This window comes from Trichocoleus sp. FACHB-46, from assembly GCF_014695385.1.
Classification (GTDB): domain Bacteria; phylum Cyanobacteriota; class Cyanobacteriia; order FACHB-46; family FACHB-46; genus Trichocoleus.
In genome coordinates, this window is the sequence record NZ_JACJOD010000041.1 from 233,261 (window position 1) to 247,588 (window position 14,328).

10 protein-coding genes are annotated in these 14,328 nt (G+C 45.4%); 4 read left to right on the forward strand and 6 right to left on the reverse strand.

All coding sequences use genetic code 11. The features are described 5' to 3' along the window. Positions 1–9 precede the first annotated feature (9 nt). The gene (locus H6F72_RS24490) at positions 10–1,533 is read right to left on the reverse strand and encodes an ATP-binding protein (protein ID WP_190441857.1); all 1,524 of its coding nucleotides are present in this window, start codon (positions 1,531–1,533) and stop codon (positions 10–12) included. A 230-nt stretch (positions 1,534–1,763) separates the two neighbouring features. Between H6F72_RS24490 and H6F72_RS24495 the strand changes: the two genes are divergently transcribed. After that, a complete protein-coding gene (locus H6F72_RS24495; protein ID WP_206755459.1) occupies positions 1,764–8,030 on the forward strand; it encodes a hybrid sensor histidine kinase/response regulator in 6,267 nt (2,088 codons plus the stop codon). A gap of 67 nt (positions 8,031–8,097) precedes the next feature. After that, a complete protein-coding gene (locus H6F72_RS24500) occupies positions 8,098–8,466 on the forward strand; it encodes a DUF2237 family protein (RefSeq protein ID WP_190441860.1) in 369 nt (122 codons plus the stop codon). A gap of 31 nt (positions 8,467–8,497) precedes the next feature. Here H6F72_RS24500 and H6F72_RS24505 read toward each other — a convergent pair whose 3' ends face one another. Then, complete coding sequence (locus H6F72_RS24505; protein WP_190441862.1) at positions 8,498–9,706, reverse strand: hypothetical protein; 1,209 nt, start codon at positions 9,704–9,706, stop codon at positions 8,498–8,500. A 205-nt stretch (positions 9,707–9,911) separates the two neighbouring features. Here H6F72_RS24505 and H6F72_RS24510 point away from each other — a divergent pair, with 205 nt between their 5' ends. Further along, positions 9,912–11,420 (forward strand): glycosyl hydrolase family 57, encoded by a 1,509-nt coding sequence (locus tag H6F72_RS24510; RefSeq protein WP_190441863.1) that lies wholly within the window; start codon positions 9,912–9,914, stop codon positions 11,418–11,420. A gap of 26 nt (positions 11,421–11,446) precedes the next feature. Here H6F72_RS24510 and H6F72_RS24515 read toward each other — a convergent pair whose 3' ends face one another. From H6F72_RS24515 to H6F72_RS24525, 3 genes are all read right to left on the reverse strand, one after another. Next, positions 11,447–11,713 (reverse strand): hypothetical protein, encoded by a 267-nt coding sequence (locus H6F72_RS24515; protein WP_190441864.1) that lies wholly within the window; start codon positions 11,711–11,713, stop codon positions 11,447–11,449. A 355-nt stretch (positions 11,714–12,068) separates the two neighbouring features. Continuing rightward, a complete protein-coding gene (locus H6F72_RS24520) occupies positions 12,069–12,206 on the reverse strand; it encodes a hypothetical protein (protein WP_190441865.1) in 138 nt (45 codons plus the stop codon). 172 nt (positions 12,207–12,378) lie between these two features. Further along, entirely contained in the window at positions 12,379–12,981 is a 603-nt protein-coding gene (locus H6F72_RS24525; protein ID WP_190441866.1) for a cysteine hydrolase family protein, read from the reverse strand. A 331-nt stretch (positions 12,982–13,312) separates the two neighbouring features. Here H6F72_RS24525 and H6F72_RS24530 point away from each other — a divergent pair, with 331 nt between their 5' ends. Next, the gene (locus H6F72_RS24530) at positions 13,313–13,504 is read left to right on the forward strand and encodes a hypothetical protein (RefSeq protein WP_190441867.1); all 192 of its coding nucleotides are present in this window, start codon (positions 13,313–13,315) and stop codon (positions 13,502–13,504) included. A gap of 47 nt (positions 13,505–13,551) precedes the next feature. On the opposite strand, the gene H6F72_RS24535 is transcribed toward H6F72_RS24530, so the two are convergent. After that, positions 13,552–13,893: a hypothetical protein gene (locus H6F72_RS24535; RefSeq protein WP_242017105.1), complete on the reverse strand. Its 342-nt coding sequence runs from the start codon at positions 13,891–13,893 to the stop codon at positions 13,552–13,554. Positions 13,894–14,328 lie beyond the last annotated feature (435 nt).

Here is a 14,328-nt window from a genome sequence, read left to right on the forward strand (position 1 = left end):
CTAAACAAGTTAAGCAATTGAAGCACTCCTTAGGCTCACTTCCTCTCTAGCTAATACTTTAGGCTGTAGCGAATCTACGCTCAGAGCCTGAGGAATTTCAATCCAGAATTCTGTCCCTTTTCCAGGCTCTGAAAGACACTTCAGCTGACCACCATGCTTGTCCACCACAACGTGGTAACTAATAGACAAACCCAAACCAACTCCTTGACCTGTGGGTTTAGTCGTGAAAAACGGATCAAAGATTTGGTGAATTACATCTTGAGGGATACCCATGCCATTATCAGCAATGCGGATCAGAAGGGTACTTTCTCCCTTTGTGGTTGCGGCTGTAAGGGCGGTGCGGATAGTAATGGTAGGAGGTTGCTTGGCTAACTCGGCGGCTGAGCGGTCCTGACTTGCCTGCTCTAAGGCATGAATGGCATTAGTTAACACATTCATAAAAACTTGGTTCAAGGGGCCGCTGTAGCATTCTGCAATCGGTAAATCGCCGTATTCTTTCACAACTCTAATCGGGGCTGCAGGAGCCTGGAGACGATGTTGCAGAATCAACAGGGTATCGTCTAGCCCGCGATGAATGTCGGTGAGTTCCTTTTGACTTCGATCCTTACCCGAAAAGTTTTGCAGCGATCGCACAATCTGATGAATCCGCCCTGTGCCCACTTCGATTGAAGCCAGGACTTTCTTCAAATCTTTCACGATAAAGTCAGCATCTAGTGCTTCGGCTCGACTTTGGGCTTCGGGGTCGAGTTGAGGGCAACGCTCTTGATAAATAGAGATTAGCTCTAGCAAATCTTCCGCGTAGCGATGGATATGCGGCAAATTGCAGTGAATGAAAGTAACCGGATTATTAATTTCGTGGGCCACTCCCGCCACAAGTTGCCCTAACCCAGACATTTTTTCTGCCTGAACGAGTTGAGTTTGGGCGTGGCGCAACTCACGTAAGGTTTGGTTCAAATGCTGATTGCTACGATGCAAAGCTTCGACTGTGTTCTCTAGCTTCGTAGAAGTCTGCTGTACTTTAGCTAAATTAATTCGTAGCTCCAGTTGAGTAATGACTTGCCGTCCTAGAGCTTGTAAGGCCTTGGCTTGCTCCTCGGTAAGTTGACGAGGTTCGCGATCGATTACACACAAAGTGCCCAGTGCATGGCCATCGGGTGTGACTAAGGGAGCTCCAGCATAAAACCGAATTTGCGGATCGGAGGTGACGAGCGGATTACTAGCAAAGCGATCGTCTTCTAGAGCGTTAGGCACTACAAACAACTCGTCCGGTTGCATAATAGTGTGACTGCAAAACGCAATTTCCCTAGGAGTCTCGGTAGCAGTTACACCCACCTTAGACTTAAACCACTGTCGATGCGCGTCTACCAAGCTCACTAGAGCCATAGGAGTGCCACAAATATGAGCAGCCAGAGCTGTCAAATCATCAAACGCCTCTTCTGGAGCGGTATCAAGAATCTGGTAGCGGTGAAGCGCGTCCAGCCGATCATTTTCGTTAATCGGTGAGGGGAAGGACTCCGAGTTCAGCTCTGACATGCGTCATATCACGTAGTTATTCAGTAGTCAATGTATCTTAAAGAACATACAAATGTCATCTGCCTTTAGATAGGCCACTAGTACAAGTTCAAGCCCCTGAAGAGCGATCGCTGTACAAATTTAGCCTGCTGAGAGCGAATAACCCTTAAGAAGTTTTGCAAGCAGCTCATGCCTTTCCCCCTGAGCTTAGGTCATCATGGATGCTAGTACGGCTGCGGGTACGACCAACCATGACTATTGCTGGCTACAAACTCCTAGAAGTGATTTATGAGGGCACTAATACTGTCATCTATCGGGCTTCTAAGCAGCCGAAGCATCGCTCTGTCATCATCAAAACCCTGAAAGCTGAGCATCCTTCAGTCGAGGAGCTGGCGACGCTGAGACATGAGTTCAAAATTTTACAGTCCTTAGAGATCGATGGCGTTCTGAAGCCCATCGCTCTGGAGAATTACCACAACGGGCTAGCCTTGATCCTGCCGGATTTTTCTGGGCAATCCCTCAGTGAATATTTCAATGAATATTGCGATCGCCAAGCATTGGACTTGACCCAGTTTTTGCAGATTGCGGTGCAACTGGCAGAAATTTTGGCTCAACTACATCAACAACACATTCTGCACAAGGATATTAAACCCCAAAATATCCTGATTCATCCTGAGACTAAGCAAGTCAAAATCATTGACTTCAGTATTGCTTCTCGTCTATCTAGAGAAAACCAAGTCGCAAACCAGCTCAATTTGCTCGAAGGCAGTCTCGCTTATATGTCTCCAGAGCAAACGGGAAGGATGAATCGCGCCATTGACTACCGAGCCGATTTTTACTCTCTAGGTGTTACCTTCTACGAACTGCTCACAGGCCAGCTACCTTACCAAGGTACAGATCCCCTAGAGCTAATTCATTGCCACATTGCTAAAGCTCCCATCTCTCCAAGGGAGATCAATCCAGCAATTCCTCCAGCGATCGCTGACATTGTGATGAAGTTGCTTGCCAAGACGGCTGAGGAGCGTTATCAAAGTGGCTTGGGGCTGAAGGCCGATCTAGAAACTTGTCTGCAACAGTTACAAACCTCTGGTGAGATTGCCCCCTTTAAAGTTGGAGAATTGGATTCATTTAGTCAATTTTCGATTCCCCAAAAGCTATATGGGCGCGATCGGGAAGTTGGTTTACTAATGAATGCTTTCGCTCGCATCGCTTGCCCGAAAGATAACCAACCTAGAGCCGAAATGATGTTGGTCAGCGGTTACTCCGGGATTGGCAAATCTTCTTTGGTAAACGAAGTCCATAAACCGATCGCGGAACAGCGGGGATACTTTATCTCCGGGAAGTTTGATCAATTCAAGCGCAATATCCCCTATGCTTCTCTAATTCGAGCTTTTCAAGAGTTGGTCCAGCAAATTCTCACGGAGAGTGATGAGAAGATCCGAGTGTGGCGGACCAAGTTATCTGAAGCTTTGGGAGGCAATGCTCAAGTCATTATTGATGTAATTCCAGAAGTAGTCCGCATTATGGGGCCACAGCCTCCGGTTCCTGAACTAGGTCCGGCGGAATTACAGAATCGCTTCCACCGAGTATTCAAACAGTTTATCCGGGTATTCAGCCAAGCCGAGCATCCTCTAGTTGTGTTTCTCGATGATCTGCAATGGGCGGATTTGCCTTCCTTAAACCTACTGGAGTCCATTATCAGCGACCCCAGCACTCAGTATTTGTTGCTAATTGGAGCCTATCGCGACAATGAGGTTAGTGCCACTCATCCCTTGATGCATACCCTTAAGCAAATTCAACAGGCTGGAGCCAGCATTAATCAAATCATTCTCCAACCTTTGACTGTGAGCCATGTGAATCAATTAGTGGCGGATACTTTACGCACCACCCCGGATGAGATTGCAGCTTTAGCCGCATTGATTTTTGAAAAAACCCAAGGCAATCCCTTCTTTTCGACTCAGCTCTTAAAATCGCTTTATCAAGAAAACTTAGTCTGCTTTAACTTCGAGCAAAACTGTTGGAAATGGGATATTGCTGCTCTGCAAAACATTGAGATTACTGAGAATGTTGTAGAGCTGATGATTGGTCAAATTCAAAGACTGGTGGAGCCGACCCAAGATGCTTTAAAGCTAGCTGCTTGTATTGGCAATGAATTTACCCTGGATGTTTTAGCGATCGCTCATCAAAAATCCGAGATAGAAACAGCGGCAGATTTGTGGCCAGCCCTAGAAGCAAGCTTAGTTTCTCCACTCAACAGCTTCTACAAAATCCCTCTAGCTTATAGCTCTGACGCAATAGATGGGGTGTTCAAGGAAACTAATAGTTCCAATCCTGCAACTGCTTTAACTACTTCAGATTCAACTGTATATAAGTTTCTGCATGACCGAGTGCAGCAAGCGGCTTATTCTCTCATCCCAGAGTCTCAAAAACAAAGAACTCACTTAAAAATTGGTCAGTTACTACTACAGAATTCAACTCCTGAAGAGCAAAAAGAAAATATTTTTGCTTTAGTTAATCAGCTCAACTATGGCATCAATTTGCTTAGTGCAGAGACAGAAAAATATGAGTTAGCTGCCCTTAATTTAACTGCTGGACAGAAGGCAAAAGCATCGGTTGCCTATGAGTCTGCCATTCGTTATTTAAGCGCAGGTTTGGGATTGTTGGCAACAAATAGCTGGCAAAATCAGTACGAATTATCTTTAGCTCTTTACGAAGCAGCTACAGAGACTGCTTACCTCAACGGCAACTTTGCACAGATGCAGGAATGGGCCACTACTGTCCTGCAAAAAGCTAAAGTTCCCACTGACAAAATGAAGGTTTATGAAGTTAGAATTCAAGCTTGCATGGCCCAAGTTCAACCGCTTGAAGCCGTCAAAATAGGATTGCAAGCCTTGGAACTATTAGGGGTAAAGTTACCTGAATCACCTACCCCCTCTAACATTGAGCAGATGCTGGCTAAAACTACTACTAGTTTGACTGGTAGAAATATTGAAGATTTGATCAATCTGCCTTTAATGACAGAAGTAGAGAAGCTAGCTGCTATACGCATGCTTACAAGTATGGGTTCTCCTACTTATCAAGCAGCACCCGCCCTCTTTCCATTAGTTACCTGCGAACAGGTTATTCTATCGATTCAATATGGTAATGCACCTTTTTCCAGTTATGGATATGTTTGTTATAGCGTCCTCCTCAATGGAGTATTTTCAGATATTGAATCGGCTTATAAATTCGGTAGATTAGCTTTAAGTTTGGTAGAGCGTTTCAACACTTTAGAACTAAAAACAAGCATATTTTTTATTGCGGGAGCTTGCACAATGCATGGCAAGGTTCATGTTAAAGAAACTCTACAGCTACTCCAAGATGCATACTTGCACGGGTTAGAGAACGGACAGTTTGAGTATGGTTGCTATGCTGCCATGCAGAGATGCCAACATTTATACTTCGTTGGTCAAGAATTGCCGAAGCTAGAACAGGAAATGGTAACTCTTAGTGCTGCTTTTGCCCAGCTCAACCAAGAAAATACCCTCGCCTGGAATCAAATATTTCAACAGTCAGTTTTCAACTTACTGCAACCTACAACAAATTCCTATCGTTTAGTCGGTGAAGTGTATGACGAAGATTACTCATTGCCCCTGCTTCAGAAGGCCAATTCTAGGACTACTCTCCACTACTTTTATCTCAATAAGCTGATTCTTTGTTATTTATTTGGAGAATACCAAAAAGCTCTAGAGAATGCCGATTTAGCCGAACAGTATTTAGATGGAGTACGAGCATTTCTAGTAGTACCAGTCTGTCATTTCTATGATTCTTTGGCACAACTCAGCATTTATCCATCGGCATCGCAGGCTCAACAATCTCACCTTTTGAGCAAAGTAGATAGTAATCAGGAGAAGATGCGTAACTGGGCCGCTCATGCCCCAATGAACTTTCAGCATAAATATGAGCTAGTAGAAGCAGAAAAAGCGCGAGTTTTAGGGCAAATTGCTGAGGCTAGAGAGTTATATGATCAGGCGATCGCTGGAGCTAAAGAACATGGATATCTCCAAGAAGAAGCTCTCGCCAATGAACGAGCCGCAGAGTTCTACTTTTCACTGGGTCGGAATAAGTTTGCTCAGGAATACTTAAGCGAAGCCTACTATGGCTATGTACGCTGGGGGGCGATCGCTAAAGTTAAACACCTAGAAGCAAAATATATAGATGTTTTCGCTCGTACCCAGCAGCGAGGTAGCTCCCAACTTACTAAACAGCAAACCCATCGCTCTACCAGTGGTGATCATACCCAAACACTGGATTTAGCCACCATCCTCAAGGCATCTCAAGTACTTTCCAGTGAGATTGTTTTGACGAGGCTGCTAGAGAAACTCATGCAGATTGTGATGGAAAATGCAGGTGCAGAACTAGGATTATTACTATTAGAGCAAGCAGGAGAGTTAGAGGTTGCAGCCTTTGGCAGCACTAGCAGAGATGTTTTGGCATGGCAATCTCAGATCACAACCGCCATTGAAGATCCAGTTGCCCAGTATCCCTATCCCACGTCAATCATCAATTATGTTGCTAGAACCCATGAGCCTGTTGTGCTCCATGATGCGGGCTGTGAAGGAGCTTTCACCTCAGATGCATATATTAGAAAATATCAACCTAAGTCAGTTTTATGTTCACCAATTCTGCATCAAGGTAAGCTAACTGGGACTCTTTATTTAGAAAACAATCTAACGACTGGAGCCTTTACTTCAGAACGCTTAGAAGTTTTACAGTTACTTGCTTCTCAAGCCGCCATTTCGATTGAGAATGCTCGTCTTTACGCTGACTTGGAAGAAGCGAATCGGACTTTAGAAACCAAAGTTGAGGAACGAACTTTAGACTTGCAGCAGGAAATTCGCGATCGCCAACGGGCAGAAGAAGTAGCTGAAGCGGCTAGTCGGGCTAAAAGCGAGTTTCTCGCAAACATGAGTCATGAACTGAGAACTCCGCTCAATGGCATTTTAGGATATGCTCAGATTCTCAAGAAGAATAAAGCTTTAACAGAGTCGCAAAAGAATGGTTTGAGCGTGATTCATCAATGTGGAGAGCATCTACTGATGTTGATCAACGACGTCTTAGACCTTTCCAAAATAGAAGCTCGCAAGATGGAACTCTACTTCAGTGATGTCTTGTTCTCAGAGTTTTTGGCAGGAGTTGTAGAGATTTGCCGCATTCGAGCTGAGCAAAAGGGAATATTATTCACCTACAAACCGCTTCCTCCCCTCCCCCGGTTGGTGCGAATGGATGAGAAGCGTTTGCGGCAAGTTCTGATTAACTTATTAGGAAATGCAATTAAATTTACGGAAAACGGTGGCGTAACTTTCAAAGTCGGTTATGTCAGCAGTTTTTCATCTTTAGGCAATGAATTACTCCCTCCAACCCCAAATACTTCATCCAACACTCCACTGGCTGCGGGTAAGTTGGAAAGTTCTCAGGTGCCAAATGCCACCACACTCCGCTTTCTGATCGAAGACACGGGCATTGGGATTACCCCCGCTCACCTCCAGGAGATTTTTCTGCCATTTCGCCAAGTTAGCGAACACTATCGCCAAACCGAGGGAACAGGCTTGGGCCTCTCAATTAGCCGTCAACTGGTACAGCTCATGGGGAGTGACATTCAAGTACAAAGTGCGTCTGGGCAGGGAAGCAGTTTTTGGATTGATTTGGATCTCACTGAAGCTTCTCACTTATCTGATGCTACTCGCTGCGATCGCAGTATTTGTGGCTATAAAGGCGATCGGCGGAAAATTATGGTGATAGATGACAAGGAAGAGAATCGTTTAGTGCTAATCAATCTGCTACGGCCCTTAGGATTTCAGGTATTGGAAGAGACCAATGGCCGGGAGGGGTTGCGTAAAGCGTATGAGTTTGAGCCAGATGTCATTTTGATGGATTTGGTCATGCCTGGCATGGATGGGTTTGAAGCGACTCGCCAAATTCGTCTGTCTCCAGTTCTCCAGCACATTGTGGTCATTGCCACTTCAGCCAGCATCTTTGCGATGGATCGACAGCAGAGCCAGGAAGTAGGTTGCAATGATTTTCTGCCCAAGCCGATTCGTGAAGCAGAGCTACTGGAGCGTCTAAGCCATCACCTAAAACTAGAATGGATTTACGAGGAAGCTGAGGGCGAGAGCTTAGCATCGGGTCTTGAAACTAGAGATATTCTTCAGGAAACAGAACAGAACCCATCGACAAATATTTCTGATATTGCTGATCCTAGTCGGCAGGCGATCGCAGCAGGATCTCTTTCTCACTCTTCCGTAGAAGCAAGCGACAGCCCTTCTGCATCTCTAGTAGCTCCCTCTGCTGAAGAAATTTCAGCTTTATTGCACTTAGCGATGATGGGCGACCTTAAAGCCCTAACGGAGAGAGCAGCTAGATTAGAACTGCTTGATCCGCAATTTTTACCTTTTGCAACCCATCTCCGCCAGTTGGCTAAAGGTTTCAAAATGCGACAAATCATAGAATTTATTAAGCAATTTCAACAACCTCAATAGCACTCCACCTCAAATCCACCTAAACTGGTAACCTAAGCAATCAGAGATTTTAGAGAGCCGGAGTAGCATGACAGAAGCACGCAACGTACTAGGTGGAACCCTCGAAACTTGCTGCACCTCACCCATGACCGGATACTACCGAGATGGCAAGTGCAATACAGGTGGCGGTGACTTTGGAGCCCATGTAGTTTGTGCCCAAATGACTGAAGAGTTTTTGGCCTTTACTAAGGAGCAAGGTAACGATCTGAGTACGCCAGTTCCAGCTTTTGAGTTTCCGGGTTTGAAGCCTGGCGATCGCTGGTGTTTGTGTGCCTCCCGCTGGAAGGAGGCTTTAGATGCAGGCATGGCTCCTCCTGTTGTTTTAGCCGCCACCCATGCCTCAGCCTTGGAATATGCTTCTCTAAACGAACTAAAGCAACATGCCAGCGATCGCTAACTACACTGTTTAGCTAGCTGTACTGTTTTAGTTATGCCAAAAGCTTGCCAATGGCAGACCGCAACCAAGACTCATAGCGAAAAAGCAAAAAGGCGAGAATAGGAGCCGTGATACAGCTTGCTACTAGCCATCCCACAACAGTTGAGAGATCCACGTTAAAGTACTCACTGGCTAGGATTACCAAATCGTTGTCAATGATTCCGCCTTTACCTTCTTCGTACCAAGACTGGAAATCTAAATCGTAAAGCAACTGCCATGAGAATTGGAGATCGCTAAACAAGGTAAAGAAACCTAGCATGGCATAGATAGTGCGATCGCCATCCATACGACGAAAGTAACCACTTATTGATAAATAAAGACAAATAAAAATAGCCAAAACCTCCATGCCATGCCCCATAAAGGTTGACAAAATGAGATTCCAATCGGTAAGTAGGCAGAAGCTATAAAGCCCTGCCAACCCAACCAGAACACCTTGCAGGCGAGGATAGACCCGATAGAGCCAAATTGAATAGGCGATCGCCACATAAATCAGCCCTAGAATTAGCCAAGATTGCTCAAAGCTCAGGGTGATTCCACCTCCGAAAGCGAAATCAATCATCGGAATGGCAGGACGACCAAATAACCAGTGAGCCAAAGCATGCCCTACCTCATGCACCATGACCAAAAATCCCCGAAATAGCAGCTTCAGGGGACTGAGGATAAACAAGATCACTGCCAATCCCAATCCTGTTAAGACTGCACCCCAACCTTCAACTGTTACAGCTTGAGGTTGATGCTGAGTTGATGAGCGAGAAGGGCTTTGTCTACGGGTACTGTAGAAAACTAGCTTTCCTTTTTTCGTGGCAGATGGCTGCTGTAAACAGGGTGAGGTTTGGCTTTCATTTTGTTCAAAATCTCCCTGCTTAGTGAGTTCTCGGTCTTGCAGTGTTGGTTGAATACTAGGTGGCTGCTGGGGCTGCTGAAGTCGTATTTCTTTTTGCCAGCTAAACGTTTTTGCCCCTATTTCCCGACCATACACTTGAACTCTTTCTAGCGATTCTGGTTGGATATGTGACATCACCTGTTGCATCAAGGTCATGGCAGCTAATGGTTCTGGCGTTGGAGTCGCCTCTAGTAGCACTTGTAAGCAGTTACCCCTGAGATTCACCTTGACAGCAGTTGCCTGTTTCTCAAAAGCTCGATTTAATAAAGTGGCGATCGCCCTACCATCACCTTGCTTGGCCAATTGCACGAGTTCCAAGGCTGACTCCTAATCTGACTAGTAAAATCGATAACTGAGCGTGTCAAGAAAACTACCAGTATTGGCTATGAGATGTAGAGTTCCCAATTTGTGACTACTCTTTGCCAGTCCTAACTGTGGCGACAAATTCCATTGAGTTAAGACGATTTCTACTGGAATGAGTCACAATTGAAAGCGATCGCAAAATCAGCATGAAGGAAGTTCTGTGTCTACACAAATTTCGGCTTCCCCTCTTCCCACCTTGATAGAAATTAGATCAGGTCTGCCCAACATCTGTGGTTGGGAGACAGAGATCAATACAGTGGTGAACCACAATCAACCTATTTTCTCACCCCAGACGAATCTCCAACTAGCAGACATTACAGCAGGATTTGCTTGTGCACTGCATATGCACCAACCCACAATTCCGGCAGGAGCCAATGGTGCCCTGATCAGCAACCTACAATATATGTTTGAGCATCCTGGGGAAGGAGATAACCATAATGCTGATCCCTTTACTTGGTGTTACAGCCGCATGGGAGAGTTTATCCCTCAACTCGTAGCAGAAGAATGCCATCCTCGGATGATGCTCGATTACTCAGGTAATCTACTGTGGGGGCTGCGCCAACTGGGGCGTGAGGATGTCTTAAATAATCTGAAACGGCTCGCTTGTGACCCCCAATATCAGCCTTATGTGGAGTGGTTAGGCACCATGTGGAGTCACGCTGTGATTCCTTCTACTCCCATCCCAGATATCAAACTGCATATCCAAGCTTGGCAACAGCACTTTGCAGCCATCTTTGGCTATGACGCTTTAAAACGGGTGAAGGGTTTCTCACCGCCGGAAATGCATCTACCTAATCATCCGGACACGCTATATGAATACATCAAAGCGCTCAAGGAATGTGGCTATCGTTGGCTGATGGTGCAAGAACATTCTGTCGAAAACATAGATGGTTCTGGGTTGCAACACGATCAGAAATATATCCCTAACCGATTGGTTGCTCGGAATTGTCATGGAGAAACGATTAGCATCACTGCTCTCATTAAAACTCAAGGCTCAGATACCAAGTTAGTCGGCCAAATGCAGCCTTATTACGAAGCCAAAGGACGCAGCCACCAGCAAATTGGCGATGTTACGGTGCCCTCCCTGGTTACCCAAATTGCTGACGGGGAAAATGGTGGTGTGATGATGAATGAGTTTCCTCAAGCTTTCTTTAAAGCTTGTCATGAAGTGCGGGAGCAAGGTGGAGGGAGAGTTGGCACAGTTGCTCTAAATGGTACTGAGTACTTAGAACTAATTGAAGCAGCGGGTGCTAGTCCGGAAGACTATCCTATTTGCCAAGCTGTCAATCAACACAAAATTTGGCAACGAGTTGATCCAGACAAAGCCACACCTGAAGCAGTGGAGAAAGCGATCGCCGAGCTCAAAGCTACCGACCACCAATTCCACATGGACGGAGCTTCCTGGACCAATCATTTAAGTTGGGTCAATGGCTACGAAAATGTTTTAGACCCCATGAGAAAACTCAGCGCACTGTTTCACGAGAAATACGATCGCCTAGTAGAGCAGGATAGTTCAGTGACGCAGCGATCGGACTATCAGGAAGCGTTACTCTACAATTTGCTCTTACAAACTAGCTGTTTCCGTTACTGGGGTCAGGGCACTTGGACAGATTACGCTCGTGAGTTATATCGACGAGGTGAGGCATCGCTGCTAGCTCGTACTTCATAGCTGATGCAACTCAACATTGACACTTGTTAAACCGATACAACAAACTGGACGAGTGAATCTTCCAAGAGTGAGTATTCTTGGCAAGTAATGAAGTTGTCACTACTCCAATCGTCAATAACTTGTAGCAGCCCTCGAACTGCAAGATCCCGCTGGATTAGCTCTGTAGCAGCATCCCAAGCAGCATTGGCGGTTGGAAAAGTTCCAACTTGAATCGTACAAATATGGTGATACCAAACGCTAATCCATCCGCCATCTTTTTGCATTAGCTCAATGGTTTGTCCTAAGTATTTCATAATACAAAACCAAGTTACAGCTAGGGGTTAGAGGATACTTAATACTTTCTTAAGTGTAGCGATCGCCCCTATCTTTCCTCTTCTGCCAAAGGGAAAATCAAGCGATTGCAAGCATCCCCCTTAAGGAACGACTCAAACTCCAGCAAGCAAAATTTTTTATCTCGCTTCAATTTTTTGTGCCTTCTTACTTAGTCCTGTGGCAGGATGTAGTTTTTTGAGGACACAGACACCATGACTAAATAAATTAGTTTAAGCGGTGTAAATTATGAGCGCTGGAAAAAAACCTGCTTTTCAATTCGGTCTCAGCATCATTCTGGGAGTTCTGACTATTATCGCCATCTCCTCAGCTTCCTATCTAGGACTCATGAACTTCTAAATTCTGACCATCATTAAACCTAAACGGCGATCGCAGCGATGTTTTCAGCTCTGATCGCTGTTTTTGTTTCAAAGCGCTACCGTGGAGGACTTCACGACACGGCTTCGACTCTGCCATGATCAGCAAGGAGTAAGTTCAAGTGTCCCATCCATGAATAGCGATTTAATGATTTTTCTCGCTAGTGTTGGTGTTTTAGCGCTGTACTTGGTTTTTTCCGCCTTCACTGAAATGGGCACTAAGCTGCCTTGGAAAAAGTAACTTGAAAGTAGCACTTCCTAACTAACGAGCGTTAGCCCCAGAGTTGAGTGACTTCTGTAGCAGTTGAAATATAGGCAAAAACATCACTCATACAGAGTAAGGCTGCTGTGTAGTGGTCTACCGTAACCCCTGCGATCGCATCCCGTGGCACAATTACTCGGTAGTCTAGGTTTCGTGCCGTGAAGACTGTGCTCATGACACAAACATGAGCCGTAACTCCACAACAAACTAAATTTTCAATCTTTTGCGCTCGCAGCAATAGATCTAGCTCGGTGCCCATAAAGCAGTCGTATCGGCGCTTATTTAATATACGGTAATCTTGCGGCTGTACATTCAAGCCATCTGTAAGCTCACAACCTGGCGTTCCTTCTAGGCAATGCACTGGGTCATATTCCAGTTCAATCCCATAGTCACTTTTGTCAGGTCGATGCATCTCATGGGTAAAAATAATGGGCACAGTATGTTGCCTAGCCCAATCGATTAAGCGATTAATCACTGGAACTAGTTCTCGCCCTCCTGGTGTTTCCTGCACAGCCCCCATATCTACAAAATCCCGCTCCATATCAATGACGAGTAGTGCCGTATTGTTAGGCTGAATCTTCTGAGTTGGAAACGAGCGAACAAGGGGTTCCATCTACTGCAACTAAAAATCCTAAATTGCTACCTAATGCTAACTTTCCAATTTCACACTCGTCAGTTACACAGCTAAAATTGAAGTTTGAAAAAAGCTGAGCTAGTGTAATGGGAGCTAAGAGGGCGATCGCATCCTTGTCGGACCTAAGTTCACAAACCTCAACGTTAGCCAATGCCATCTTGATGGGAAAATCTAAACTTTGTAGAACATTCAGTAAAAATACGAAGATTACGTTGCCTAGATGTTCTCAACTCCGTGTCTTATCGATGGTCAGAACCAACATTTTGCGTCACGCTTACGAATATTATTGACGCAAGATGAAACTATAACTATGGCTAACGTACCTGACACTATCAGCCCCAGAACTCTGTTTTGGTTGTGGTATGACCGGGTACCTCTAGAGCAAAAAACCAAAGCTGCTAGTGACTTCAATCGTTTCGTGAAGCGCGCAGAGTTGGAGGCCAGTCTGCATTTGCCCTCCTTTCAAATGCTAAAATCTCATGCTCACGAGGAACAGCGTTAATTTAACCAGCATCCAATTTTCCCTAGTCATTTCGCGATCGGAGTCACCTAAAATCTCAGCCCGACTTGCCCGTTTACCCCTCGAACCGGGTTGTAACCTACTCCAACGAACAAATTGTCAGAAGCATCAACCTGTACACCGCCGGAATAAGCAACACCTTTGTCTTCAGAGTACAGCCCCAAACCCACATAAGGCGAGACGACAGGCAAGTTTACAAACTTAAGCACATCCACTCCAGTGGCACCACCTGGTCCAGTTCCTAGTTCCACACCTAGCCCAACCGCTTTAGCACCTATGGAGAAAGTTGGGTCATCGTCTTTAACTCCCACCGAAACCCAAGGTCGAGGTACTAGTTGGCTGGCTGCTGGCTGAGGTACATATAGCATCATCAGTATCAGAGATGTTATTAAAGTTTTCTTCATCAGCCTAAATTTCACAAAGGATACTCCTAGGCAATTCCATCTCAGCTCAGCACTTGTAAAGCATGCAAGTCAGTTAACTCTACGCGTGCCACAATCCAAAACTAACGGTTAATTGACAAGGTCGCTATCACTGCAGTTCAGTACACAGAAGCTCATGAGGCAGTTGCAGAATGCTAAAAGTAAATTCTCGATTTTGCTGTTTAGTGAGTGCCGTAGTTAAAACAAGGGCTTGTGTTGAAGGCATTTACAGTAATCCAAAAAACTTTCCCCCACCCCTTGACAGCTACCAGTGGACTTCGTTATATTGGCTAAGCGGTCGAGAGAGAAGGGGCGCGGAAGCGCACCGAATCAGTCGGCCCCCGCACCTAGAAAAGAAAATAGTTTGAAAGCCAAGATAGCACC

Coding starts and splice junctions, on each gene's coding strand:
- H6F72_RS24490 (WP_190441857.1), bottom strand. CDS start 1,533: ATGTCAGAGCTGAACTCGGAGTCCTTCCCCTCACCGATTAACGAAAAT.
- H6F72_RS24495 (WP_206755459.1), top strand. CDS start 1,764: ATGACTATTGCTGGCTACAAACTCCTAGAAGTGATTTATGAGGGCACT.
- H6F72_RS24500 (WP_190441860.1), top strand. CDS start 8,098: ATGACAGAAGCACGCAACGTACTAGGTGGAACCCTCGAAACTTGCTGC.
- H6F72_RS24515 (WP_190441864.1), bottom strand. CDS start 11,713: ATGAAATACTTAGGACAAACCATTGAGCTAATGCAAAAAGATGGCGGA.
- H6F72_RS24520 (WP_190441865.1), bottom strand. CDS start 12,206: ATGGCAGAGTCGAAGCCGTGTCGTGAAGTCCTCCACGGTAGCGCTTTG.
- H6F72_RS24525 (WP_190441866.1), bottom strand. CDS start 12,981: ATGGAACCCCTTGTTCGCTCGTTTCCAACTCAGAAGATTCAGCCTAAC.
- H6F72_RS24530 (WP_190441867.1), top strand. CDS start 13,313: ATGGCTAACGTACCTGACACTATCAGCCCCAGAACTCTGTTTTGGTTG.
- H6F72_RS24535 (WP_242017105.1), bottom strand. CDS start 13,893: ATGATGCTATATGTACCTCAGCCAGCAGCCAGCCAACTAGTACCTCGA.